The 24,480-nt window shown below is 52.3% G+C and carries 21 protein-coding genes, 2 pseudogenes and 1 CRISPR repeat array; of the genes and pseudogenes, 15 read left to right on the top strand and 8 right to left on the bottom strand.

Features of this window, described 5'->3' with window-relative positions; all coding sequences use genetic code 11:
* Positions 1-75: 75 nt before the first annotated feature.
* Positions 76-1,278, bottom strand: a complete 1,203-nt coding sequence (gene trpB / locus Q9J80_RS00565) for a tryptophan synthase subunit beta (protein ID WP_304672663.1) — start codon at positions 1,276-1,278, stop codon at positions 76-78.
* A gap of 183 nt (positions 1,279-1,461) precedes the next feature.
* The gene (locus tag Q9J80_RS00560) at positions 1,462-2,022 is read right to left on the bottom strand and encodes a uracil-DNA glycosylase family protein (RefSeq protein ID WP_304672695.1); all 561 of its coding nucleotides are present in this window, start codon (positions 2,020-2,022) and stop codon (positions 1,462-1,464) included.
* A gap of 345 nt (positions 2,023-2,367) precedes the next feature.
* On the opposite strand from Q9J80_RS00560, the gene rsmA reads away from it, so the two are divergent.
* The 13 genes from rsmA (at position 2,368) to Q9J80_RS00495 (ending at position 12,062) form a co-directional block, all read left to right on the top strand.
* A complete protein-coding gene (rsmA, locus tag Q9J80_RS00555) occupies positions 2,368-3,147 on the top strand; it encodes a 16S rRNA (adenine(1518)-N(6)/adenine(1519)-N(6))-dimethyltransferase RsmA (protein WP_118782910.1) in 780 nt (259 codons plus the stop codon).
* Positions 3,148-3,162: 15 nt separating this feature from the next.
* The gene (locus tag Q9J80_RS00550) at positions 3,163-3,732 is read left to right on the top strand and encodes a RelA/SpoT-related domain-containing protein (protein WP_304672666.1); all 570 of its coding nucleotides are present in this window, start codon (positions 3,163-3,165) and stop codon (positions 3,730-3,732) included.
* Positions 3,733-3,844: 112 nt separating this feature from the next.
* Entirely contained in the window at positions 3,845-4,300 is a 456-nt protein-coding gene (locus tag Q9J80_RS00545) for a hypothetical protein (RefSeq protein WP_301673527.1), read from the top strand.
* Positions 4,301-4,341: 41 nt separating this feature from the next.
* Entirely contained in the window at positions 4,342-5,070 is a 729-nt protein-coding gene (locus Q9J80_RS00540) for an amino acid ABC transporter ATP-binding protein (RefSeq protein WP_107859268.1), read from the top strand.
* A gap of 72 nt (positions 5,071-5,142) precedes the next feature.
* On the top strand, positions 5,143-5,502 hold the full coding sequence (locus Q9J80_RS00535) for a hypothetical protein (protein ID WP_301673526.1): 360 nt from the start codon (positions 5,143-5,145) through the stop codon (positions 5,500-5,502).
* 4 nt (positions 5,503-5,506) lie between these two features.
* Positions 5,507-5,947: a protein YgfX gene (locus Q9J80_RS00530; protein ID WP_304672667.1), complete on the top strand. Its 441-nt coding sequence runs from the start codon at positions 5,507-5,509 to the stop codon at positions 5,945-5,947.
* A gap of 29 nt (positions 5,948-5,976) precedes the next feature.
* On the top strand, positions 5,977-7,251 hold the full coding sequence (gene folC, locus Q9J80_RS00525; protein WP_304672669.1) for a bifunctional tetrahydrofolate synthase/dihydrofolate synthase: 1,275 nt from the start codon (positions 5,977-5,979) through the stop codon (positions 7,249-7,251).
* 12 nt (positions 7,252-7,263) lie between these two features.
* Complete coding sequence (gene ftsN, locus Q9J80_RS00520; protein ID WP_304672671.1) at positions 7,264-8,298, top strand: cell division protein FtsN; 1,035 nt, start codon at positions 7,264-7,266, stop codon at positions 8,296-8,298.
* Complete coding sequence (locus tag Q9J80_RS00515) at positions 8,291-8,788, top strand: CvpA family protein (RefSeq protein WP_304672673.1); 498 nt, start codon at positions 8,291-8,293, stop codon at positions 8,786-8,788. The genes ftsN and Q9J80_RS00515 overlap by 8 nt, the downstream gene beginning before the upstream one ends.
* Entirely contained in the window at positions 8,789-9,034 is a 246-nt protein-coding gene (locus Q9J80_RS00510; RefSeq protein ID WP_301673521.1) for a hypothetical protein, read from the top strand. It abuts the gene before it with no gap.
* Between the two features lie 207 nt (positions 9,035-9,241).
* Positions 9,242-10,786: an amidophosphoribosyltransferase gene (gene purF, locus Q9J80_RS00505; RefSeq protein WP_301673520.1), complete on the top strand. Its 1,545-nt coding sequence runs from the start codon at positions 9,242-9,244 to the stop codon at positions 10,784-10,786.
* Positions 10,787-10,885: 99 nt separating this feature from the next.
* Positions 10,886-11,377 (top strand): transcription elongation factor GreB, encoded by a 492-nt coding sequence (gene greB, locus Q9J80_RS00500; protein ID WP_301673519.1) that lies wholly within the window; start codon positions 10,886-10,888, stop codon positions 11,375-11,377.
* 58 nt (positions 11,378-11,435) lie between these two features.
* Positions 11,436-12,062: a phosphoribosylanthranilate isomerase gene (locus Q9J80_RS00495; RefSeq protein WP_301673518.1), complete on the top strand. Its 627-nt coding sequence runs from the start codon at positions 11,436-11,438 to the stop codon at positions 12,060-12,062.
* Positions 12,063-12,849: 787 nt separating this feature from the next.
* Here the strand turns inward: Q9J80_RS00495 and Q9J80_RS00490 are convergent.
* The 4 genes and pseudogenes from Q9J80_RS00490 to cas1c all read right to left on the bottom strand — a co-directional run bounded on the left by Q9J80_RS00490 (position 12,850) and on the right by cas1c (position 21,233).
* Positions 12,850-15,675: a lactoferrin/transferrin family TonB-dependent receptor gene (locus Q9J80_RS00490; RefSeq protein ID WP_301673516.1), complete on the bottom strand. Its 2,826-nt coding sequence runs from the start codon at positions 15,673-15,675 to the stop codon at positions 12,850-12,852.
* A pseudogene (locus Q9J80_RS00485) lies at positions 15,672-17,886 on the bottom strand (transferrin-binding protein-like solute binding protein). The gene Q9J80_RS00490 and the pseudogene Q9J80_RS00485 overlap by 4 nt, the downstream one beginning before the upstream one ends.
* A gap of 233 nt (positions 17,887-18,119) precedes the next feature.
* A CRISPR array of direct repeats spans positions 18,120-19,682; the repeat unit is 32 nt; unit sequence GTTTCAACACACAGCCGCCTGAAGGCGGCTGA.
* A 189-nt stretch (positions 19,683-19,871) separates the two neighbouring features.
* Positions 19,872-20,165, bottom strand: a complete 294-nt coding sequence (cas2, locus tag Q9J80_RS00480; protein WP_196428457.1) for a CRISPR-associated endonuclease Cas2 — start codon at positions 20,163-20,165, stop codon at positions 19,872-19,874.
* Positions 20,166-20,219: 54 nt separating this feature from the next.
* Positions 20,220-21,233, bottom strand: coding sequence for a type I-C CRISPR-associated endonuclease Cas1c (cas1c, locus tag Q9J80_RS00475; RefSeq protein ID WP_304674131.1), 1,014 nt, complete (start codon positions 21,231-21,233; stop codon positions 20,220-20,222).
* Positions 21,234-21,666: 433 nt separating this feature from the next.
* Here cas1c and Q9J80_RS00470 point away from each other — a divergent pair.
* Positions 21,667-22,059, top strand: a pseudogene (locus tag Q9J80_RS00470) (heme anaerobic degradation radical SAM methyltransferase ChuW/HutW); the annotation flags it as partial.
* Between the two features lie 224 nt (positions 22,060-22,283).
* Here the strand turns inward: Q9J80_RS00470 and era are convergent.
* Positions 22,284-23,207 carry a GTPase Era gene (gene era, locus Q9J80_RS00465; protein ID WP_002235591.1) on the bottom strand — a complete coding sequence of 308 codons (924 nt, stop codon included), beginning with the start codon at positions 23,205-23,207 and terminating at the stop codon, positions 22,284-22,286.
* Positions 23,208-23,253: 46 nt separating this feature from the next.
* On the bottom strand, positions 23,254-23,973 hold the full coding sequence (gene rnc / locus Q9J80_RS00460; RefSeq protein ID WP_019272792.1) for a ribonuclease III: 720 nt from the start codon (positions 23,971-23,973) through the stop codon (positions 23,254-23,256).
* Between the two features lie 166 nt (positions 23,974-24,139).
* Here rnc and Q9J80_RS00455 point away from each other — a divergent pair, with 166 nt between their 5' ends.
* The gene (locus Q9J80_RS00455) at positions 24,140-24,463 is read left to right on the top strand and encodes a DUF2185 domain-containing protein (RefSeq protein WP_304671330.1); all 324 of its coding nucleotides are present in this window, start codon (positions 24,140-24,142) and stop codon (positions 24,461-24,463) included.
* Positions 24,464-24,480: the final 17 nt, after the last annotated feature.

The raw sequence follows: 24,480 nt of genomic DNA, 5'->3' as shown, positions 1-24,480 counted from the left end.
AAGGAAAGTTCGTAAAAATGCCGTCTGAACTCAGGCTTCAGACGGCATTTTTATCAGACGACCTTCACATCATCCCTACAACTCAATCCCTTTGAGCTTCGCCACGGTGTTGATGTCTTTGTCGCCGCGGCCGGACAGGTTGACCAAAATCACCTGGTCTTTGCCCATTTTCGGCGCATTTTTCACCGCCCAAGCAACGGCGTGGCTGGATTCGAGCGCGGGGATGATGCCCTCGAAGCGGCAGAGCAAGTCAAAGGCTTCGAGTGCTTCGTCGTCTTTGGCGGCGGTGTATTCGACGCGGTTGATGTCGTTCAAATGGCTGTGTTCCGGGCCGATGCCGGGATAGTCCAAGCCTGCGGAAACAGAATGCGTACCCAAGACTTGACCGTTTTCGTCCTGCATCAGGTAGCTGCGGAAGCCGTGCAGTACGCCAATCGGTGCGCCCGAAGTAATCGGTGCGGCGTGGTCAGGCGTATCCACACCCAAACCGCCTGCTTCTACGCCGACCAAACGTACGTTTTCTTCTTCGATATAAGGGTAGAACAAACCAATGGCGTTCGAGCCGCCGCCCACACAGGCAACGGCAACATCAGGCTGGCGGCCGATGGCTTCCTGCATCTGCGCTTTGGCTTCGTTGCCGATAACGCATTGGAAATCGCGCACCATTTCGGGATACGGCGCGGGGCCGGCGGCGGTGCCGATGATGTAGAACGTGTCGTCCACGCGGGCGACCCATTCGCGCATCGCTTCGTTCATCGCGTCTTTCAGCGTGCGGCTGCCGCTTTCTACGCTAACCACGTTCGCGCCCAACAATTTCATGCGGAACACGTTGGGCATTTGGCGTTGGATGTCGTCCGCACCCATATACACGTCGCAAGTCATTCCGAAGCGTGCGGCAACGGTGGCACTCGCCACGCCGTGCTGACCCGCGCCGGTTTCGGCAATCACGCGTTTTTTACCCATACGGCGGGCGAGCAATGCCTGACCGATGGTGTTGTTGACTTTGTGCGCGCCGGTGTGGTTCAAATCTTCGCGTTTCAACCAGATTTGCGCGCCGCCCAGATGTTCGGACAACCGCGCGGCGTGATAAACGGGACTGGGCCTGCCGACATAATGTTTCAAATCGCGGTGGAACTCTTCCCAAAATGAAGGATCTTCTTTCGCTGCCTTATAGGCATCCGCCAGCTCTTGCAAGGCGGGAATCAGGGTCTCGGAGACATAAAGCCCGCCGTGTTCGCCGAAAAAGCCCTTCTCGTCGGGCGCGTGGTAGTTTTTCATCGGATTTCTTCCTTGTGCTTCAAATTTTCAGACGGCAATTTATAGTGGATTAACAAAAACCAGTACGGCGTTGTCTCGCCTTGCCGTACTATTTGTACTGTCTGCGGCTTCGTCGCCTTGTCCTTATTTTTGTTAATCCACTATATTTTTCAAAATGCCGTCTGAACGGGAAATTGTCGGCAATTATAACTGTTTTTCACACAAACCCGCCATTTCGAAAAACGCCCGATACGCCGCCGCCTTTTTCGCCAAACTCAAAGGATAAGCGCGCGAAGTCGAAGGCAGGCGGGTCAGGGTCAAATCCCGTCCGGCAAACGGAAACGGCACGGTTTCGCCCGTTTTCGGCATTTTGATACCGCCGCCCTGAATATCGAGCAGGATTTCCGTCGCCTTGCCGCCTGTCGTACAAATATGGCGGCACTCGGGTATTTTTGCCAACACCGCCGCCAAATCGACGGTTTCAACTACCTTTAAAAACTTGTCGGACGCATTGCCGTGCTGACGTACCGCCTTCAACACGGTCGGACAGGACGCAATCCCCCGTTCGTGCAAAAACGCCTTAATTTTCTCCGCGTCAAACGCCTTTTCAGAGTGCGCAGCCTCCCCGTGGGACGGCATCCGGAAATGCGCCGCATCGTTAAAAAACACCAGCCCGTAAACGCGCCACATATCGTTTTGGAAATTCGGATAATGAAACTGCATCGCGCGTTTGTCTTCCTTGGGTGGAAACGTCCCCATCATCATGACCGCAGCCTTCGGCGGCAACACGGGATCGAAGGGATGGGTTTCGATTTCAAGCAGATTTTCAGACACGTTCAATCCTCCGACAGGCAAACGGCAGACAGCCGGTTTTTGCACCAAACCGCCAAACACGGCAAGCCTTCAAACAGCATTATCACGCCCTGCCGTTTTCGGTTACAATGCCGACATCAAACAGATACTGTAAACACATTTATGTTCCAACACACAGGACGACACATAAAGCACCGCCCTATGTGCCGTCCTGATTTGGAAAGGGTTACGCCCCTCCCAAATAGGGTCTGATTCTACCGCCCTAAAGGGTGTGGTTTCAACCGAAAAGGAAACCCGATGAAAGAACACAAAGCCCGCAAGCGTTTCGGGCAGAATTTTTTGCAGGACACGCGGATTATCGGCGATATCGTCAACGCCGTGCGCCCGCAGGCGGATGATGTCGTGATTGAAATCGGTCCGGGTTTGGCGGCGATTACCGAACCTTTGGCGAAAAAACTGAACTGCCTGCACGTTGTCGAAATCGACCGCGACATCGTATGCCGTCTGAAAACGCTGCCGTTTGCGGATAAGCTGGTGATTCACGAAGGCGATGTGTTGCAGTTTGATTTCAACAGTATCGCAGGCAAAAAGAAAATCGTCGGCAACCTGCCGTACAATATTTCCACCCCGCTTTTGTTCAAGCTGGCGGAGGTGGCGGACGATGTCGTCGATATGCACTTTATGCTGCAAAAAGAAGTGGTCGAGCGTATGGTTGCCGCGCCGAAAAGCAACGACTACGGGCGTTTGGGCGTGATGCTGCAATATTTTTTCGATATGGAGCTGCTGATCGACGTGCCGCCCGAATCGTTCGACCCCGCGCCGAAAGTGGATTCGGCAGTGGTGCGCATGATTCCGGTAAAACACCGTATCGGCAAGGCGGACGATTTCGAGCATTTTGCCAAACTCGTGAAACTCGCCTTCCACCAACGCCGCAAAACCATACGCAACAATCTGAAAGAACTGGCAACAGACGAAGATTTGCAGGCAGCCGGCATCAATCCGCAAGACCGCGCCGAACATATCGAGCCGGAGAAATACGTGGCGTTGAGCAATTATTTGGCGGGCAAGGCCGTCTGAAAAAAGAGGGCGGCAATGGAAGGCAACCTGCAAAAAACCGAACGTTTAATCCGCGAAATCAACCGCCTGCATGCACAATATTCGCAGGATTATTTTGAAACCGGCAAAGTGCGGAAAATCAATTTGAGCCACACGCTCAAAAACGTTCCAACCGAACATATTTTGTCTTACCGCCTTAATTTGCACGAAGCGGTTAACGATTACCTAGCCTTTGCCGACACACGCGGCATAGACTTTTTCTACCGCGTGAAAACCGCAGAAAGCATACATGATAAAATCAGCCGCTATCTGGCGCGCGACAACCAATATCCGGCTAACAACATCCTGAACGATATTTTCGGCGCGCGGCTGATTTGGCCGTCTGAAACAGTTGTCGGAATTTTGGAAAAACTTGACGGCTGGAAAACAGAACACGGCTTGAAAAACCGGTATTTGCGCGATGCCGGCGGCTATATCGGCATACACGTTTATTTCAAAAACAGCAGCAATTTCTACTATCCGTGGGAATTACAAATTTGGGATGAAAAAGATGCCAAAGCCAATATTGAAAACCATATGATGTACAAACGGAATTTCGTGCGTTGAATTACCGGCAAGCCGCCTTGAAACCGTTTATAACTGTTTATAAGAAAATAAACCATAAAATATACACAGCCGCACTCCTGACTTTTCTTTTAACTGCCTGAAGGAATAAACCATGAAATACACAGCCGCACTCCTGACTTTTCTTTTAACTGCCTGCATGAACCCGAACGATGCGTTTTTCCAAAACCGGCGTTATCAAATGCTGGAGGCGCAATTAAACGGTTCAAATGCCATTTTCCATTACGGTTATTCCCAAAATCCCGATCATGATTTATTTGTCGACCAAGTCCGCGTGCCAGACGCGTACAGGGCTTCATTTGAGCGGGATTGGATAGCGAAGGAGCAAGGCTACCGCAAAAACGACTGCGTACTGGAAAAAGCGGAAAGCGGGGGTGTGACGTACTACACCTGCGATGCAGAAAAAGGATTCAACGGCACACGTTTCGTCATCTATGTCGTGAATATGAAAAACGACAAAGGCTACGTCAAAGTTTACCGGAGCATGAATAAGCCGAATCAGGAAGAGTTAACCAAATTGGTTGCCGATTTGAATAAGTTTTACCCTTAATCAGTCAGACAGATTCAGACTGCCTGAAAAGAATGGACACTATGATCAAATTCAAAAACGTACACAAACATTTCAAAGACCTGCACGTCATCAACGGCGTGAACTTGGAAATCAAAAAAGGCGAAGTGGTCGTCGTCTGCGGGCCTTCGGGCAGCGGCAAATCCACACTCATCCGCACCGTCAACCAGCTTGAAAGCATCGAAAGCGGCGAGATTTGGGTGGACGGTGTCAACGTTGCCGACCCCAAAACCGATTTGAACAAAATCCGCGAAGAAGTCGGCTTCGTATTCCAAGGCTTCAACCTCTACCCCCACCTGACCGTATTGGAAAACATCATCCTCGCACCGATGAAGGTTAAAGGTCAAAATGCGGAACAGGCGGAGAAAAAAGCGATGGAACTTTTGGAACGCGTCGGACTGGCACACAAAAAAGACGCCTTCCCGTCCCAACTTTCCGGCGGCCAGCAGCAACGCGTGGCGATTGCGCGCGGGTTGGCGATGGAACCGCGCGTGATGCTGTTTGACGAACCGACCTCCGCACTCGACCCCGAAATGGTCGGCGAGGTATTAAAAGTCATGAAAGACTTGGCAGAAAGCGGCATGACCATGATGTGCGTAACCCACGAAATGGGTTTTGCCCGCGAAGTTGCCGACCGGGTGCTTTTTGTCGATAAAGGGCAAATCCTCGAAGACGAAACGCCCGAAGCGTTTTTTACCAACCCAAAACACGAACGCGCCAAGCAGTTCCTGCAACAGGTCATGACCCATTGATGCTATGCCGTCTGAAAACCGAACGTTCAGACGGCATAGCCCGACACCGTAAGATGATTGAGAAAGAAAACCATGTATTTTGTTGACCGCACCGCCGTCGTCCTCAAGCCGACCGCGCACTTTTTGGAATGGCTCAAAAGCACCGACGAAAATATGCCCGACCTAACCATAGAGCAGCTTCGTGCCAACTGTTCCGTCTTCCTCGTTCCGCAGTTCGACGAACCGGAAGCCGTCGTTTCCTACTTCGACGAACGCTACCGCCAGATTTTTGAAGCGGAGCTGGCAGGTTGGGACATCGATAAAGACAAATGGCCGCAAGACATGAGCCTGAAAGCGTTTTGGGAGTTTTTCGATACCGAAATCCACGATATGGTGTTGGACATGGAAGAAGCGGATTTGAACATTACCCCCGTGTTCGACAATATGATGTAACGCCATGCGCGCCTTTCAGACGGCATTAAAGCCGTCCCGCATTCTGAACATCCTGACCATATTGCTCCACTCGGCTTCCATTGCCGTCTGCCTGACCTGGTTTTACGGCCGGATGATGTGGTTCGGTTTGGCGGCTTTGGCGGCAAGTTACGCATACTCGCTCAGGATAACGAACCTGAAACACCGCCATGCCATAACCGCCATTACCATAGACCGCGACGGACAGGCGGAAATCGTATCCGGCAAAGACAAAACAGCGGCAACACTTGCGGGCAGCAGTATGGTTACGCCTTATGCCTTATTCTTACAATGGGACACCGGCGGCAAAACCGTCAGCCAATGCATCATGCCCGACATGACGGACAAAGAATCCTACCGGCGACTGAAAGTCTGGGTGCTTTGGCGGCAGCCGAAAAAAACCGCCGAAACCGATACGCCAAACTGATTTCAGACGGCATTTAAAACGGAACACACATGAAAACATTACAAGACTGGCTCTCGCATTTGGAAACCGCCCACAGCGGCGGTTTGATCGACATGGGTTTGGAGCGCGTAGGCGAAGTGAAAAAGCGCATGAACCTGACACCGCAATGCCCCGTCGTCGTCGTCGCGGGAACAAACGGCAAAGGTTCGGTCTGCGCCTACCTGACACAGATTTACAAACAGGCAGGCTTCAAAGTCGGTACGCTGACCAGCCCGCATTTATTGCGTTACAACGAACGCATCGCCGTCAACGCCGAACCCGTTTCGGACGATACAATCACCGCTTCCTTCGAACGCATCGAAACCGCGCGCGGTGAAATATCACTAACTTATTTTGAATTCAATGCCTTGGCGGCTGTCGACATCTTCATGCGCGAACAGGTTGACGTGATGATATTGGAAGTCGGCTTGGGCGGACGCTTGGACGCGGTCAACGTGTTCGACTGCGATTGCGCGGTAGTTACCAGCGTGGATTTGGACCATCAGGCGTTTTTGGGCGATACGGTCGAGCAGGTCGGCTTTGAAAAAGCAGGCGTGTTCCGCAGCGGCAAACCCGCCATCTACGGTCAAAACCCCGCACCCGAATCGTTGCTTTCACACGCCGAATCCATAGGCGCGAAACTGCTGATGGTGCAGCGCGATTTCGAGTTTCACGCGATGGAAAACATCCAATGGAACTACCGCTTCCGGCCGCAGCATTCAGACGGTCCCGCACGCAACCGCAATGCCCTGCCTTTCCCCGCATTGCGCGGCGCATACCAACTTTCCAATGCCGCCTGCGCGCTGACCGTGTTGGAATGTTTGAACGACAAATTGCCGGTGGACATCGGCGCCATCAAGCGCGGTTTGTTGCTGGTTGAAAACCCCGGCCGCTTCCAAGTCCTGCCCGGCCGTCCGCTGACCGTGTTGGATGTCGGACACAATCCCCACGCCGCCCGCGCCCTGCGCCGCAGCCTGATGAATCTGGCGTTTGCGCAAAAGCGCACCGCCGTGTTCAGTATGCTGTCCGACAAAGACATAGACGGCGTGTTGGAAATTGTCAAAGACCAGTTTGACGAATGGTATATCGCACCTTTGGACGTGCCGCGCGGAATGACGCTCGAGAGCCTGCAAGACAAACTGCACGAACACGGCATCGAAAACATACAGACATTCGCCGCCGTCCGCGAAGCATACCGGGCGGCAGCCTCAAAAGCGGGCGAAAACGACAGAATCGTCGTATTCGGCTCATTTCATACCGTTGCCGATGTCATGTCGGTACTGTAAAAGGAATCTTCCATGTCCGAAAACAAACAAAACGAAGTCCTGAGCGGTTACGAACAACTCAAACGGCGAAACCGCCGCCGCCTCGTAACGGCAAGCTGCCTGGTTGCCGCCTCCTGCATCCTGCTGGCAGCCGCACTCAGTTCCGGTCCTGCCGAAAATGATCCTGCCGAACAGACTGCCGGCGAAACAAGCAGCGTAGAAAACAAAGCGACAGGTGCGGCACAAACCCCTGCCTTGAAATCCGCCGCCAAAAACGGGGAAACCGCCGCCGACAAACCGCAGGACTTGGCAGGCGAAGACAAGCCTTCTGCCGCCGACAGCGAAATCAGCGAGCCTGAAAACGTAGGCGCGCCGCTGGTGCTGATTAACGACCGCCTCGAAGACAGCAACATCAAAGGTTTGGAAGCATCCGAGAAACTGCAACAGGCAGAAACTGCCCAAACCGCACCGAAGCAGGCAAAACAACGCGCTGCCGAAAAAGTGCCGGCAACTGCCGACAGTACGGATACGGTAGCGGTTGAAAAACCGAAACGCACTGCCGAAACAAAACCGCAAAAAGCGGAACGCACTGCCGAAGCCAAGCCCAAAGCCAAAGAAACCAAAACCGCCGAAAAAGTTGCCGACAAACCGAAAACTGCCGCCGAAAAAACCAAACCGGATACGGCAAAATCCGACAGCGCGGTAAAAGAAGCGAAAAAAGCCGACAAGGCTGAAAGCAAAAAAACAGCCGAAAAAGACCGTTCGGACGGCAAAAAACACGAAACGGCACAAAAAACCGACAAAGCGGACAAGACCAAAACCGCCGAGAAGGAAAAATCCGGTAAAAAAGCCGCCATTCAGGCAGGTTATGCCGAAAAAGAACGCGCCTTGAGCCTCCAGCGCAAAATGAAGGCGGCGGGTATCGATTCGACCATCACCGAAATTATGACCGACAACGGCAAAGTTTACCGCGTCAAATCAAGCAACTATAAAAACGCAAGGGATGCCGAGCGCGATTTGAACAAATTGCGCGTACACGGCATCGCCGGTCAGGTAACGAATGAATAACCTCCCCGTTGCCGACATCCTCATCTTCGCCATCATCGCCGCCTGCATCGTGCTATCCGCGATGCGCGGCGTGATTGCGGAGGCAGGCTCAATGGCGGCATGGGTGGTTTCCTTTTTTTTTGCCAAACTCTTTGCCGCACCCTTCGCCGACATCGCCTTTGCATCGTTCCAACCCCGCCTGTTTGCATTGGCTCTGTCGTTCATTTCCCTGTTCGTCATTGCCTGTCTGATCCAGAAAATGCTCCGTTCGCTGCTGACCGGCGCAGTTTCGGCGGTCGGTTTGGGCTTTGCCAACCGCATTTTGGGCGGTATATTCGGTGCATTGGAAGGCGTTTTGATTGTTACCCTGCTGGTCATGCTTGCTTCAAAAACCGACCTGCCCGATACGGACGAATGGCGGCAGTCCTATACCGTACCGTTTTTCGTTTCGCTTTCCGAAGCAGTGTTAAACCATAGCGGCAGCACAGCGGAAACTCCGGAAGGCGATTGATTGCCCTGCGGGCGTTTCAGACGGCATCAAGCCGATTCCGATTTCCAAGGGCATCGCCGAAAACGGGGTTTTAAACATCAAAAACGTTACCGCCCAAGATATGCCACAGTACACAGCATCCCGCCCGCCCTGACGGGGGTCGTGCCGACGGCGGCAGGCGGTTTGGGCGACGCGCACACGGCGGCGGAAGCGTCCCGCTTCAATCCCTACGCGTTGTCGGAGGAATACGCGCAAAATCGGTTGTGAGGCAAATGCCGTCTGAAGCCTTCAGACGGCATTTTTGTGGGAAATATTTTCCCCTGCCGCACACGCCGCCCGCATAACCGGCCCGGCTTTATCCGCCATACCGCGCCTGCCCGCCCCTCATCGGGCATTGTCAACAATTCGGGCAAAAAGCCGCCGTTTGCTTTATAATTCCGTTTTACCCTTAAACCTCGAATCGGAGAAGACGATATGTGCGGCGTATTAGGTTTGGTCAGTCATGAACCCGTGAACCAGCTTCTGTACGACGGTTTGCAGATGTTGCAGCACAGGGGGCAGGATGCGGCGGGCATTGCAACGGCGGAAGGCGGCACGTTCCATATGCACAAAGGCAAAGGCATGGTGCGCGAAGTGTTCCGTACACGCAATATGCGCGATTTGACCGGCAATGCCGGCATCGCCCACGTCCGTTATCCCACGGCGGGCAACGCGGGCAGCAGCGCGGAGGCGCAGCCTTTCTACGTCAGCTCGCCGTTCGGCATCGTTTTGGCGCACAACGGCAACCTCACCAACACTGCCGAACTGTATGAAAACGTGTGCAACAAACACCTGCGCCACATCAACACCGGCTCCGATTCCGAAGTCTTGCTCAACGTATTCGCGCACGAATTGCGCCGCGAAGTCTCTAAAAACGCCGACCCGCACCGGCTCAATGCCGACAATATTTTCAACGCCGTTGCCGAAGTCCACCGCCTGGTGCGCGGCGCATACGGCGTGGTTGCCATGATTGCGGGCTACGGTATGCTCGCCTTCCGCGACCCTTACGGCATCCGCCCGCTGGTATTGGGTTCGCAAACCGACGAATCAGGCAGGAAATCCTATGCCGTCGCCTCCGAATCCGTCGCCTTCAACGCGCTTGCCTACGATTTGGAACGCGACATCCGGCCGGGCGAAGCAGTGTTCGTCGGCTTTGACGGCACAATCATCGCCCGACAATGCAGCGACCGCGCCAAACTCAGCCCCTGCCTTTTTGAATATGTTTATTTTGCCCGCCCCGACTCCGTGATTGACGGCGTATCGGTTTACCAATCGCGCTTGGATATGGGCGTGTCCTTGGCGGAAAAAATCAAACGCGAGCTGCCCGTGGACGACATCGACGTCGTGATGCCCATCCCCGACACCAGCCGCCCCAGCGCGATGGAGCTTGCCGTCCACCTCAAAAAGCCCTACCGCGAAGGCTTGATTAAAAACCGCTATATCGGCCGCACCTTTATCATGCCCGGTCAGGCGACGCGCAAAAAATCCGTGCGCCAAAAACTCAGCCCGATGGAAACCGAATTTGCAGGCAAAAACGTGTTGCTGGTGGACGACTCCATCGTGCGCGGGACGACCAGCCGCGAAATCGTCGAAATGGTACGCGCGGCGGGCGCGCGCAAAGTCTATATCGCCTCCGCCGCGCCCGAAGTGCGCTATCCCAATGTGTACGGCATCGATATGCCCACGCGCGAAGAGTTGATTGCCAACGGGCGCAGCGCGGCGGAAATCGCCGCCGAAATCGGCGCGGACGGCATCGTGTTTCAAGACTTGGGCGATTTGGAAATCGTCGTCAAAGCACTCAATCCGAAAATCGAATCCTTCGATTCGTCCTGTTTCAACGGCATTTATCAAACCGGCGACATCGATGATGCCTACCTCGACCGCCTGTCCGCCGAGAAATCCGGCTGCGGCGGCCTGAAAATCCACCCGAGCAGGATGGAACACAGCATCAGCATCAGCGATGCGGGCGACGAAGAATAAGACTTCCCAAACCGCGATGCCGTCTGAAATCCGAACGCCGGGTTTTCAGACGGCATTTCCCATATCGGCATCACATTTCCCGTTTCATCCGCACGCAATATGAGTACCGAAACCAAAAACTACATCACGCCCGCCGGCTGGCAGGCATTGAAAGACGAGCTTTATCAACTAGTCAATAAAGAACGCCCCGAAATCGTCCAAATCGTCAACTGGGCGGCAGGCAACGGCGACCGCAGCGAAAACGGCGACTATCTTTACGGCAAACGCCGTATGCGCGAAATCGACCGCCGCATCCGTTTCCTGACCAAACGTTTGGAAGCCGCCGTCGTCGTCGATCCCGAATTGCGCGAAGCGACCGACCAAGTGTTTTTCGGCGCAACCGTCGATCTGTTGCGCGGCGATGGGCGCGAGCAAACCGTCAAAATCGTCGGCATCGATGAAATCGATACCGCGCAAAACAAAATTTCTTGGATTTCGCCGCTGGCTCGTTGCCTGATTAAAGCGCACGAAGGCGACGAAGTGGTTTTGAACACGCCGGAAGGGCGTGAGGAAATTGAAATCCTTTCTGTCGAATACATCAAAATCGACTGATCGGGAATGCCGTCTGAAACGGCACAAACGCACCGTTTCCCAAATAAAGGAATACCGAATGAGGAAAATCCGCACCAAAATCTGCGGCATCACCACACCGGAAGACGCATCGAACGCCGCAGCGGCAGGTGCAGATGCCGTCGGGCTGGTCTTTTTCCAAGGCAGCAGCCGGGCCGTCGATATTGCCCGCGCAAAAGAAATCGCCGCCGCACTGCCGCCGTTTGTCAGCGTTGTCGCCCTTTTCGTCAACGAAAGCGCGCAAAACATCCGCCGCATCCTTGCCGAAGTGCCGATACACATCATCCAATTCCACGGCGACGAAGACGACGCATTCTGCCGCCAGTTCCACCGCCCCTATATCAAGGCCATTCGTGTTCAGACGGCATCAGACATCCGAAACGCCGCCGACCGCTTCCCCGACGCTCAGGCACTGCTGTTCGATGCCTATCACCCTTCGGAATACGGCGGCACCGGACACCGCTTCGACTGGACGCTGTTGGCGGAATATTCGGGCAAACCGTGGGTGCTTGCCGGCGGGCTGACCCCTGAAAACGTCGGCGAAGCCGTCCGCATCACCGGAGCGGAAGCGGTCGATGTATCCGGCGGCGTGGAAGCGTCTAAAGGCAAAAAAGACCCCGCCAAAGTTGCCGTCTTTATCGCAACCGCCAACCGCCTATTCCGTTAAAGCAACAAAAATTGCCGCCGGAATGACTTATAGTGGATTAACAAAAACCAGTACGGCGTTGCCTCGCCTTAGCTCAAAGAGAACGATTCTCTAAGGTGCTGAAGCACCAAGTGAATCGGTTCCGTACTATCTGTACTGTCTGCAGCTTCGTCGCCTTGTCCTGATTTTTGTTAATCCACTATAATCTAAAAAATTTATGTTATTAAATCAGTAATTTCTGATGAATTTTGAAAACTTAATCCCGTCATTCCCGCGCAAGCGGGAATCCGGTTCGTTCGGTTTCGCTTGTTTTAAGTTTCGGGTAACTTCCACTTCGTCATTCCCACGAAAGTGGGAATCCGGTTCGTTCGGTCTCGCTTGTTTTAAGTTTCGGGTAACTTCCACTTCGTCATTCCCGCGCAGGCGGGAATCCAGTGCGTTGAGCTTCAGCTATTTAGAATAAATTTTGAAGCTCTAATCGCATCATTCCCACGAAAGTGGGAATCCAGTTTTTTGAGTTTCAGTCATTTCCGATAAATTGCCTTAGCATTGAATGTCTAGATTCCCTCCTTCGCGGGAATGACGGGATTTGAGGTTTCTGTTTTTGATTTTCCGCTTTCGAGGAAATGACGGTTTAGAGTTAACCGAAACCTCAAAAAGCCGAAACCGAACGGCCTAGATTCCCACCTGCGCGGGAATGATGGCGGAAATCTTGTTTATATTGAATCAAAAAAACCTGCACCTTAATCAGTTGGTGGTTTAGTCCGACTTTTGGGGTGCAGATCAAGCTTTCAGACGGCATTTTTCTCTAAAACTTCATTTCGAGCGCGAGGCTGAAGTTTCTGCCCGGTGCGGCATACCTTCCATAGTTGCTGTCTTCGCTGCGTCGGTTTGCCGTGCTTTCCGCAGTCTGGCGCAAGGATTCCCAAGTAACGTAGCGGTAGTTGCCGATATTGTAGATAGCCGCCCTCAAGGTCAGCCGTTTTTTCAGATTCAGATAAGCGGAAACATCTGCCGTTTTCCAAGAAGACGTAACCCTTCCTGCCGAATATCGTTTTTGATCGCCTGCCAGATAAGCAAGTTCATCAGGGTTTTTCCCTTTGGAATAGGTCAGCATAATATTTGCCCCCCATTTCCCCTCGGGCTGGTCGTATCCGAACCCCAAAACATAACGCGATGGCTGTACCGCATCCAAAGCATAGCTGCGGAGGGACAGTCCCTGCCGGTTGGATACCGATTTCGGTTTGATGCGGTTGTACGCCAAAGTCGTGTACAAACCTTCGGGCAGTTTCTGATACACGCCGTTCCAGTCGATTTTTCCCAAGATGTTGATGCCTTGAAGCGACATATTTTGGGCATTGTAATAATCGCGTATATCAATCTCCGTCAATCGTCCTGTTGAATCCGGCAATTTGGTTTTTTGATCGGCAACGGCAATCATATCGGTATAACGGTTGCGGAAGCTGCTGATTTCCAAAAAGCCGAAGTCGCCCTTCCACTGCAAACCGATTTCGCGGTTGGCTGCCTTTTCCGATTTCAGGGCGGGACGCTGCCAGCCTTTCGGATAATCGTGATAAATGTCTATCCCGAAAAGTTCTTGGAAGGAGGGCGTTCTGAAGCCGCTGGAGGCGCGGTAAGACAAAGAAAAATGCCGGTTCGGTTTGAACACGATGCCGCTGTTCCACGAACGGTCAACATATCGCCCGCTGCGGACGAGTTCTTCCGACGTGGTGAAGTTTTGCCGGTCATACCTGCCGCCCAAGCTGAAATCGAAATATTTGCCGATTGAAAAACGATCGTTCAAAGAAATGTGGATATTGCTGCCGTTGATTTTTCTTGGCACGCATTTGCGGGAACGCAGGGTTTCGATGTAGCCGCAGACCGACCCTTCGACGACTTCGGGCTTACCCAAACGGTACTTGTCTTTGCCGTCGTCGGTGTACTCCCCCGTGTGTTCCGAAATCCTTGCCGCATTGTGGGAAAGCTGTTCGGGGCGGGAGATCGCTTTGGAAGCATCGTAACCGAAGCCCAAAGTCAGATGGTGTTTCGTCCATTTGTTTTTCAGCGATTTCTCAAACGAGGCATTCAAAACATTGTGCTGTTCGCGGTAGTGGAAACGGTCGCTGCTGTCGTAGGAATACGGTTTGTCCGCCGACGCGCGGCAGGATTTGTCCACGGCAGGATACACGGCACAATTCAGCTTCAGCGTGTTGTTGTCGGTTGCCACGCCCTGTTTGTCAAACGACAACACCGCCTTGTCCGCCCAGTTGTCAGAATACGCTTCGTTTTCATAACGGTACAGCAAACCCATACGGCGGCGGCGGTGATGTTCGTCAATAAATTTGGTGCGGGAATATTTCAAACCTATGCCCTTGACCAAATTTTTATCGCCCTTCCACTCTTCTATATTCGGCACAAAATACAAGCCGTCGCGGAAATCGTTGCCGTCGTACACCCCGCTCTTGTCACTAAACTTTTTCGCCTCATCCGTACCGTAATACTGTTTTTCCGTCATATCGCGGATATCGTAACGCTGTTTGGTATCCTCAAACACGCCGCCGACATAATGCCTGCCACCGAAGCGGTAGCCCAGCTTGGCAAGCCACGAACCGCTGCGGTAATCCATCGGATCGGGCAATATCCTGCCGCCGCCCGTGTACGATTGGGCGGACAGGTTTTCGTGGCGCGCCTGCGCCTCCCGCACCATCACTTCTTCTTCGGCACTTAAAGGCTGATTGTTTTTCTTACGTTCTTCCACCCAGCGGTTGAGCTGGTTTTTCAAATAGTTTCCGTTACCCGCCAATTTTGCCACGGGCTTGGGTTCACTCTCGCCCTCCGCCAGGAAATATTCCGCCTTTTTATTCGGATTCTGAATATCGTATGTCTGGCGGAACGCGTCCAAACGGTCTATGCCGTATTCCACCCCGTCCGCAATATCGCCGTGCGGGCGCGTTTCCCGCCCTTGGCGTTCGGTTCGGATTAGCAGCCCTTCCCAACCGTCCTTACTGAAACCCGCGCCGAGCGACTTCATAAATTGGCGGTTTTTACTGCCGTAGGCGGTTTTTGCCTGTATCCCCCAGCTTTTGCCGTCTGAAATCAAATCCGCCGCCTCTTTGGTGCGGAAAGCGACCGCGCCGCCGAGCGCGCCGCTGCCGTGATCGGACGAACCGGCACCTTTGTCGATTTCCACCGTGCTGATGTTTTCATATTCGATTTCGTTGATTGCACCGCTGCCGCCGCGTCCGCCGTATCCGCTCAACGATCCCTGCACGGTAAACGCCTGTATTTGGGCAACGCCGTCAACCGAAACCGCCACACGGTTTTTATCCACGCCGCGTATCGAATAACCGCCGCTCGCGCCGTTGCCCTGTTCGACAACCGCCACGCCCGGATCGTAGCGCGTCAGGTCGCGGATACCGAGTACCTGTTCTTTGTTCAACGTTTCCGACGTTTTGACGATTTTGCCCAAACCGGTCGCCTCTTTCGATCGCCGTCCCACTTTGGCGGCACGGACGGTAACCTCTTTTAGGGATTGGGTCTGCGCCGCCGTTTCGGAGTTTGCCGCATATGACGGAAAAGCGGTTGCAATGGCCAAGGCAGTCAGGGTAAGCGGAAAACCGTGTTTCTTATTCATTTTTCCACCTCTTTATTATCTTTCTTCGCACCGAATACCACGCCGAATTGGGGTTTAGCTTCAGGTTTTAACGGTTCGCCAACACCAGCTTCAGCTTCATTTTCAACTTCAGCTTCATGTTCAGTATCTTCAGTTATATCAAGAGATTTCCCATCCTTATTGAAAATAGTACCGCCCAATTCCTCCGCCTGCGGGCCGTAAAAGCCGCCTGTTACAAGAAGATTATTGGCTTTGAAACTTTGAGGATTAGTCGAATCATTTCCCGAAAGATTGATGCCGTTATCCCGAGTGCGCGCTGTCGCGTGGAAACCGTTGCCATCAATCACACCTTTTTCAATATGGAAAGCAGGTTCTACACCGTTTTTCTCCGTCAGCTTTCCGGAAATCGATTTCCCGCCGAAATCAACGGTAAATTCTGCTTTTGCCGCTTTATCCGCCTGATTGTCCCATTGAATGGGTTTGCTGATACGCGCTTCCCAAGTGCCGGTATAATGCGCCGTTCCGGTTTTTGGAATGTCGGCTTCCACCGTGCGGATACCTTTCAGGAAAAGGTCGATGTCCCTGCCTTTAGGGGCTTCCGGAGCGGGCGAGATGCCGTCTGAACCGCCACCGCCGCCTTCTTCCGGCGATTCTTCTTCGGGTTCTTCAGGTTCTTCAGCTTCGTCTTCTTCGCCGCCTTCGTTTTCTGCGGCTTCGTTTTCTTCGCTGCCTTCATCTCCTACGGCTTCATCTCCCGTGCCTTCTCCATCGCCGATTTCGTCTTCGCCTTCTTCGCCGTTATCAACGCCTGTATCCTCTTCATCCTTCCCTTTATCTTCCGCCTTTGGTTTACTTGCCGGGCGTTCGGTTTGCATCCGTCCGAGTTTCACATAGGTCAGAAAATCGCAACAAGCACGGACGGTCATTTTCCTGCCGTCGGCAAGATCGATGGTTTGTTCTTGGTTTACCAAAGGAATTTCACGCCCTTCGACAAGAAGTTTGTCGGGATGACCAAGATCGGGCATAGAGGAAATGGCAAACTGGCGGGCATTGTTATCACTTGCCTCGTCAACGGAAATTTTCAGAGAATCCAAGATTTTGGTGTGTTTTCCAGACGGCATAGCAGGATTTGTGCCTGATGCGTCTGTTTTTTGTTTGCCTGCGAATACGCCAAATACGCTGTTGTCGTTACTGATAAACCGTCCGGCAAGCTCTTCTCCGTTATCGCCGAAAAAACCACCCTCAAGCCGCTGATCAGCATCGGTATGGAAAAACAAATGCTCCTTCTTGGCATGGTTTTTCGCTAAATCAGGATTGACCCTGGCACTGCCGGTAAAGCGGTTGCCGTCCAATGTTGCAGTAATGTTGTAAATGGTCAGTGGTTTCTTTTCATCGGTTTTCTTTTGCACATACTGATTTTTAATTAATTGACCTGTCAAAGTTTTCTTATCGAAATCAACCGTATATTCGGCAGGATGTTTTTCCTCCCGGTCGTCAGCAGTCGCAGCATAAGAAGTTGCTCCGACATTTTGACCGTAATAAACGAGATAACCCAAATCTTCGCTAGGATCTCCTGCTTTTCCTGTTCGATGACGTATGGCATCGGTCATATATTGCCAGTTACCGGAATATTTCACCGTTCCCGCGCTCGGTAAAGATTGGGAAGGATGTTCTCCGGAATAATATACAAAACCGTCATGACCAAACCGGTAGGTAAACTGCTTGTGATTTGAAGTCCACTCAATTTCATCTTTTCCGTTTTTAGTATATACATAACCTGCATCTACAAATTTATAATCATATTTTTTATTTTTCTTTTCCGATGTGGTAATGCTTGCCGTAGGATTTGGTTGACGAATTTTATCTTCAAGCTGCTGACGTTGATCTTTTTTGGAACCGTATAAAAACAGGATATCTTCCTCTTTAAACGACAGCTTTTCTTCTGCTTGTTTGCTATTTGGAAAATCATTGCCATCCTTATCAGAAGTTGCAATATTCCGTCTCAACAGCCGCATTGCCGCACCAACGGCGGGTCGGTTGACCGGCGTGATTTCTATAGAAGGTTTGGCAGGGGGCGGAGTGGGAACGTCCTCAGGTTTGGACGGTTTGGAATCTGACGGGGGTTTGCGCGGTCGGCGTTGGTTTGGCAACAGGCTGCACGCCGAAATTACCGCCACAGGCTGCCAGCATCAACGGCAGCAAGGCAATACCGAAATAATTCAGTTTACGCATCCCTACTTTCCCCCTATTTGATTAATAATAATTATCATTATATTAATATGTGCAGATAATATCAACCCGTTTTTTAACAAAGATATTCCCGATTAAAACAAAATGCCGTCTGAAACCTGTTCAGACGGCATTTTTGCGTCGGCTCCGACAGGATTTGAAGCTGTCGGGGAATCGGATTGTCCTTTAAGGGTTTACAAACCCGGTTCGCGCAGGAAGCGGATATCGTCCGCGCCGTTTCAACACACAGCCGCCTGAAGGCGGCTGAGCCGACTACCAAAGCGAAAACATCTGCTACGTCGTGGTTTCAACACACAGCCGCCTGAAGGCGGCTGACAACGGCCGCTATTACGAGCCGCCCGTCAATCAGGTTTCAACACACAGCCGCCTGAAGGCGGCTGAAGCGGTACGCGCCTGAAAAACCCAATCAGAAATAGTTTCAACACACAGCCGCCTGAAGGCGGCTGATCGTGTTCTTTGATACTACTCAATTTCACAAACAAGTTTCAACACACAGCCGCCTGAAGGCGGCTGAGGGAATGGCGGTAATAACGCTTCAACGGCACAAGGTTTCAACACACAGCCGCCTGAAGGCGGCTGATCCGTCGGCGGGGGAAGCACCGCCACCCAGTGTTGTTTCAACACACAGCCGCCTGAAGGCGGCTGAGATGCCATATTGAAATATTTTCAAAACGCCTATGGGTTTCAACACACAGCCGCCTGAAGGCGGCTGATTCATCGGTAAGCGCACCTTCCAGCCACACCGCCATGTTTCAACACACAGCCGCCTGAAGGCGGCTGAGCCTGATGATTTTTCCGTCCTGGGTAACGGTAGGGGTTTCAACACACAGCCGCCTGAAGGCGGCTGAATAATTAACTTTTTTAAACTTTTTGTTATAATAATAGTTTCAACACACAGCCGCCTGAAGGCGGCTGAACACGCCGTAGGTATAACAGTAAATATGCTATATAGTTTCAACACACAGCCGCCTGAAGGCGGCTGAATTATTTCTTTGCAGTTTTTGCCCCATAGTAATCGTTTCAACACACAGCCGCCTGAAGGCGGCTGACATTTCTTCTTTGTATTTTGGATTTCTACTAAGGGTTTCAACACACAGCCGCCTGAAGGCGGCTGAACCTTTTTAATTTTTATAAATAACCTTATGAAATGTTTCAACACACAGCCGCCTGAAGGCGGCTGAGTGATTTACGTTTTCCATCTGTTCCTCCTTGGTTCGTTTCAACACACAGCCGCCTGAAGGCGGCTGACTTTCTTTGCCTTCTAAAATGCAGTTAATTCCATGTTTCAACACACAGCCGCCTGAAGGCGGCTGATCGACAGGAATATTGTATGTTGCTGAATATTCAGTTTCAACACACAGCCGCCTGAAGGCGGCTGAGTTCTTGATATTTTTCATTTATGCTTAATACAAAAGTTTCAACACACAGCCGCCTGAAGGCGGCTGACTTCATCGCTAAACCAACATTCAGCATCATCAAAGGTTTCAACACACAGCCGCCTGAAGGCGGCTGATTGTTCGGGTTTGTCAAGCATTTTTTGACAAGCTAGTTTCAACACACAGCCGCCTGAAGGCGGCTGAGGCTACAAGCTATTATTGGGGCTGGGTAATAACGGTTTCAACACACAGCCGCCTGAAGGCGGCTGACAAAACTAGGCACAAGAGCGGTTCCCTATGTCGGGTTTCAACACACAGCCGCCTGAAGGCGGCTGACTTTATCCGTCGTTTCAGATTTGGCGAAAAAAATGTTTCAACACACAGCCGCCTGAAGGCGGCTGAAGCTCCTTCCGAAAGCCTTACTACATCAGGCTTTGCAGCCCCGACTTCGCCAAACTCCCGAAAAAAGCACAAGCATGAGTATAGCACAGCCTTATCCGCCATATCCACATTTGCAATATCCTGATTGTTAAAGAACAATCCAAATTCGCCAACCCTGCCGCATTTTTATGGGAACAACAGGTTGGCGATTCACACAATCAGCGTGTCCTTGAATATATCGACCGCAGGTTTTGCGCCGTGATGTTCCACTTTGCGCCGCCATTTGCTGCCCAAGTGGTAAAAGCGCAGGCTGTCTGTTTCGGGGTTGTAGGTTTTTAAAAGTTTGTCTTTTAAAACTACCCATTGGTCGGGTGAGATGTCGCATTCGAACACGGAATACTGCACGCGCACGCCGTAGTCTTGGCACAGTTTCGCTACGCGCCGCAGCCTTGCCTGCCCTTCGGCATTTTCCAGCGAAATATCATAAGTTATCAACATCAGCATTTTCTTGTCTCTCCATGCCGTCTGAAGCCGGTTGCGTTCAGACGGCATACCCGGCTACCTCATCAAAAACGGCGGATATGCCGCCAAATCTCCGCGCAGATGCCGCGCCAAAAGCATAGCCTGAATATAAGGCAGCAAACCGATTTCCACTTCTTCACCCAAAAACGGATGGGTGATTTTTTCCTGCTTTTTCGCCTGCAAAGACTGGAACAAAAGTTTGCGCGCATCGGCTTTTAAGCTCACCGCCCCGCTTGCCCCGACGACAAAATCCTGCGGCTTGATTTGCCTACGGTTAATCAGCGACAGCACCAGCCTGTCCGCCCACCACGCGCGGAACTCTTCCAAAATATCCTGTGCCAGGCTGTCTCGCCCGGGTCGGTCGGCGTGCAGAAAACCCACCTGCGGATCCAGCCCCACGCCTTGCAACGCACCGCTGATGTCCTTGCCCAAAATACTGTATAGAAAAGAAAGCAGCGCATTGACACTGTCTCTTGGCGGGCGACGGTTTCTTCCGTCAAAAGCAAACCCGCTTTCCGCCTTAACCAACTGCCCGAACACGCCGAAATAACGCGCCGCCGCATCTCCTTCAATCCCGCGTATCAAATCCAAACTGTCTGCCCGTTTCAACTGCTGCAAAGAGAAATTCAGCGCGGCAACCGCCGTCTGAATGTCCGCATTGTCGCCGTGGTTGCGAACCTGCCGCTGAAGCACCCGTCTGCCTGCCTGAATCTTTGCCGCGATGATATTGCGCGCAATCGGCACGGGATTTTGTTCCGACATCCGATACTGCGCCCGACGCAGCAGCACATTGCCGCTTTGCCGCCCCTGCAACCGCCCCAAGAAACGTCTGTTTTCGGTAAAAAACGCCAGATTCACATTATTCTCGCCGCAAAACCCCAGCAAAAACGGCGACACCAGCACGTTGCCGAAACAGAAAATATGCCCGATGGAATGCACCGGCAATTGCGCCACCTTCTTACGTTCCTGCTCCACCACCAGCGTTTCCCGCTCCTTATGCAGATAGCTGCCTTGCGTGGTGATATACAGCGTGTTTTGCAGTTTGCGCATAAGGTACTCCTTCGTTTTTATTGCATTTTTGAACAGGCGGTTTGGGACGGGTGAAATCTATTGGTGCAATATTGAAGCACCGACAACTGATAATATTTTATTGAAACCGATAAGGAAAGCACCTTCGAACTGCATTTTAAGAAAATCTGAAGGACAACAAAATCCCATTATAGGCAAAACATCTTTCAGAAGGCTGATTATGATCAGGCCTGATTGTTTTTATCAACAAGACATCAAAATACGGAATATATGGGAAGTACGATTTGCCTTATTCCTGTCCTTGTATGAACAGAAATAACGGCGGCTTTGTATTTCCTATTCCGGATTGACCACCCGATTGACAACCGTATCCGCCCCCCATCCCGTCAAACGTAATGTTTATTTGAAAATAAAATTTTCACTCAATCAATATGAATTAGAAATTAATCTAGGGATGAAGCTGAACGTCAGCCAAGCCGTACCGGATATTTTTCCCGAACGCCGGACGTTGATGCCGATATGGGGCGGATTGCCCGTGCCCTCCGTGCATTGGCAGCAGCTTTGGCCGGAACAGGCGGAAACGGTTTTGCGGGAAGCTGCTTCAGCTTATCCGCATATTCCGTTTTGCGCCAACCACCGCGTATTCTGCGGCTTCTGCCGCAATGCTTGGAAAGGCGGCTACAGCCGGGTTTGCACCGACAAAATCATTGCGGAGCCGGAACAGGAAGCCGAAATCCGTCAAGGAAGCGGCAAAATCCGTGCCGTCTATTTCGGCGGCGGTACGCCTACCGCTTTGCCGACCGGAGATTTGGTGCGCCTGATACGCGCGTGTTACCGCCATCTGCCGACGTTTGGGACGGAGGCGCGGCGGCAGCGACACCCTGCACACTGCCGTCGATGAAATCCCGCGCGACCATATGGACAGGAAGGACTTGCCGCCGCCGTTTTGATTTCCGACCGGAACACGCCGTCAAAACAGATATTTTCCGTAACCGGCCGAACCCGTCCCAATACGCAGATGCCGTCTGAAACCTGTTCGGACGGCATTTGCGTAAAGTTCAGCAAGAAAAACTACAAACCCAGCTCGCGCAGGAAGCGGATGTCGTCCGCCCAACCGGATTTGACTTTAACCCATACCTTCAAAAATACTTTGGTATCAAACAGTTTTTCCATATCCAACCGCGCTTCGGTGGAAATTTTCTTCAAACGTTCTCCGCCTTTACCGATCAAAATCGCCTTTTGGCTTTCCTTATCGACCAAAACCGCGATATAGATGCGGTTCAAACCGTCTTCCTCTTCAAACTGCTCCACTTCGACATTCATCGCATAAGGCAATTCCTCGCCCAAATAGCGGAACAATTTTTCACGCACGATTTCCATCGCTAAAAAACGCGCCGATTTGTCCGTAACCATGTCTTCGGGATACATCGGCACGCTTTCGGGCAGATACGGCTTAATCAGCTCCAACAGGTTGGCAATCCGCAAACCGTGTTTCGCGCTGACCGCCTCCGCCGCCGCAAATTCAAATTCGGCGCGCACTTGGGCAACAAACGCCTCCAACGCGTAACGGTCTTTCGCCTTGTCCTTGTCGATTTTGTTGACCACTAAAATGACCGGCGTGTGCTTGGGCAATTGTTTCAACACGACACGGTCGGCATCGGTAAAACGCATCGCTTCCACGACGAAAACCACCACATCCACGCCGCCGAGTGCCTCGGTAACATTTTGATTCAGCCTATCGTTGAGCGCGTTGCGGTGGTCGGTTTGAAAGCCCGGCGTATCGACAAACACGAACTGCGCGGTATCGTCGGTATAAATCCCCGTTACGCGGTTGCGCGTCGTCTGCGCCTTTTTGCTGGTGATGCTGATTTTCTGACCGATGAGATGGTTCATCAGCGTTGATTTGCCCACGTTCGGACGGCCGACAATCGCTACGAAGCCGCAACGGTATCCGTCGGCGGCGCGTTCCCCTGCAAGGAAGGTTTCAATATCCATATTCGCTTTCATATCCATATTTCAGACGGCATATTCACGCGCCGCCTCATTTCTTTTTCTTCTTCAGCGGCAGCTTCTCTTCCAGCCATTTCAAAGCCTCTTTCGCCGCCTCCTGTTCCGCCGCCTTGCGGCTCGTCCCTTTGGCACGGCACACGAAACCCAGTTCGCCCAAATCGCAGGAAACCACAAACATACTGTCGTTGGCATAACCGATTTGCTCTTCGATACGGTATTTCGGCAAGGCGAAACGGCGCGCCTGCAACGCCTCCTGCAAAGCAGTTTTGCCGTCTTTTGCCTGATTTTGGAAATCGGCTCGCCGGACGCGATCGGCAAACAAATGGCGCACCACCTTTTCCGCTGTGTTGAAATCGGCATCGAAGCTGACCGCCGCAAACATCGCCTCCATCGCGTCCGCCAGTATCGAAGGCCGTCTGAAGCCGCCGCTTTTCAACTCGCCCGCCCCCAAGTACAGGCCGTCGCCGACATTCATTTCCGCCGCCATTTCCGCCAGCACGCCCTCATTGACCAGACTTGCCCGCAACCGCGACAACTCGCCCTCGGTCAACTTCGGAAACGCGTCAAACAGCATCCGCGCTACCGTATAATTCAAAATCGAATCGCCGACAAACTCAAACCGCTCGTTGTGCTTCGCATGATGGCTTCTGTGCGTCAAAGCCTGCCGCAAAAGCGAAATATCGCGGAACGCGTAGCCCAGTCTCTTCTGTATCGCCGCGTGTGCCTGCTGTTTCAAAACATCGTCTTTCATTACCGTCTTCCGCAAAAAACAGCCCGAATGCGTTTCCATACTTCAAAAATACAGAAACACCTTAAGGCTGCAAACGGCGCACATTGTACCACCAAACCGCCGCCGTCTGCCGACAACGCAAGAATCGTGGTAAAATCCGTAAGTTTCCCCCCAACGTATTCCCGCAATGAACGCATTTGCACAAGCACTTTCCTCGGCACTCGACCGCTGTATCGCCACCAACACCGTCACCAAACAAAACCAGCCCGTCGGCTTCCTCTACCGCGAAGCCCCCGTTTTCGAAAATGACAGCGGCTGGCGTTTCTTCAGCGGCGACGAGACCGACGAATATACCGACGATCCGGACAACTTCAGCATCCTCAGCATTGCCGAAATCACCAAAACCAACCCTGAAACCGCCGCACTGCTTTCCCAACCCGAAGGCAGCGCGTGGGAATTGGCAGAAGACGGCACATTCCAAACCGTTGCCGACTGGCAGCCGCAAGACTGAAACCTTCAGACGGCATT

The sequence above is a fragment of the Neisseria blantyrii genome (genome assembly GCF_962747855.1).
Taxonomy (GTDB): Bacteria; Pseudomonadota; Gammaproteobacteria; order Burkholderiales; family Neisseriaceae; genus Neisseria; species Neisseria viridiae.
The sequence above is the reverse complement of the archived record's forward strand: the minus strand, read 5'-3'. Positions and strand labels throughout refer to the sequence as shown.

Excerpts from the sequence above, each read along its gene's own strand:
- trpB (WP_304672663.1), bottom strand. The coding sequence starts at position 1,278 with ATGAAAAACTACCACGCGCCCGACGAGAAGGGCTTTTTCGGCGAACAC.
- Q9J80_RS00560 (WP_304672695.1), bottom strand. The coding sequence starts at position 2,022 with ATGATGATGGGGACGTTTCCACCCAAGGAAGACAAACGCGCGATGCAG.
- rsmA (WP_118782910.1), top strand. The coding sequence starts at position 2,368 with ATGAAAGAACACAAAGCCCGCAAGCGTTTCGGGCAGAATTTTTTGCAG.
- Q9J80_RS00550 (WP_304672666.1), top strand. The coding sequence starts at position 3,163 with ATGGAAGGCAACCTGCAAAAAACCGAACGTTTAATCCGCGAAATCAAC.
- Q9J80_RS00545 (WP_301673527.1), top strand. The coding sequence starts at position 3,845 with ATGAAATACACAGCCGCACTCCTGACTTTTCTTTTAACTGCCTGCATG.
- Q9J80_RS00540 (WP_107859268.1), top strand. The coding sequence starts at position 4,342 with ATGATCAAATTCAAAAACGTACACAAACATTTCAAAGACCTGCACGTC.
- Q9J80_RS00535 (WP_301673526.1), top strand. The coding sequence starts at position 5,143 with ATGTATTTTGTTGACCGCACCGCCGTCGTCCTCAAGCCGACCGCGCAC.
- Q9J80_RS00530 (WP_304672667.1), top strand. The coding sequence starts at position 5,507 with ATGCGCGCCTTTCAGACGGCATTAAAGCCGTCCCGCATTCTGAACATC.
- folC (WP_304672669.1), top strand. The coding sequence starts at position 5,977 with ATGAAAACATTACAAGACTGGCTCTCGCATTTGGAAACCGCCCACAGC.
- ftsN (WP_304672671.1), top strand. The coding sequence starts at position 7,264 with ATGTCCGAAAACAAACAAAACGAAGTCCTGAGCGGTTACGAACAACTC.
- Q9J80_RS00515 (WP_304672673.1), top strand. The coding sequence starts at position 8,291 with ATGAATAACCTCCCCGTTGCCGACATCCTCATCTTCGCCATCATCGCC.
- purF (WP_301673520.1), top strand. The coding sequence starts at position 9,242 with ATGTGCGGCGTATTAGGTTTGGTCAGTCATGAACCCGTGAACCAGCTT.
- greB (WP_301673519.1), top strand. The coding sequence starts at position 10,886 with ATGAGTACCGAAACCAAAAACTACATCACGCCCGCCGGCTGGCAGGCA.
- Q9J80_RS00495 (WP_301673518.1), top strand. The coding sequence starts at position 11,436 with ATGAGGAAAATCCGCACCAAAATCTGCGGCATCACCACACCGGAAGAC.
- Q9J80_RS00490 (WP_301673516.1), bottom strand. The coding sequence starts at position 15,675 with ATGAATAAGAAACACGGTTTTCCGCTTACCCTGACTGCCTTGGCCATT.
- cas2 (WP_196428457.1), bottom strand. The coding sequence starts at position 20,165 with ATGCTGATGTTGATAACTTATGATATTTCGCTGGAAAATGCCGAAGGG.
- cas1c (WP_304674131.1), bottom strand. The coding sequence starts at position 21,233 with ATGCGCAAACTGCAAAACACGCTGTATATCACCACGCAAGGCAGCTAT.
- era (WP_002235591.1), bottom strand. The coding sequence starts at position 23,207 with ATGGATATTGAAACCTTCCTTGCAGGGGAACGCGCCGCCGACGGATAC.
- rnc (WP_019272792.1), bottom strand. The coding sequence starts at position 23,973 with ATGAAAGACGATGTTTTGAAACAGCAGGCACACGCGGCGATACAGAAG.
- Q9J80_RS00455 (WP_304671330.1), top strand. The coding sequence starts at position 24,140 with ATGAACGCATTTGCACAAGCACTTTCCTCGGCACTCGACCGCTGTATC.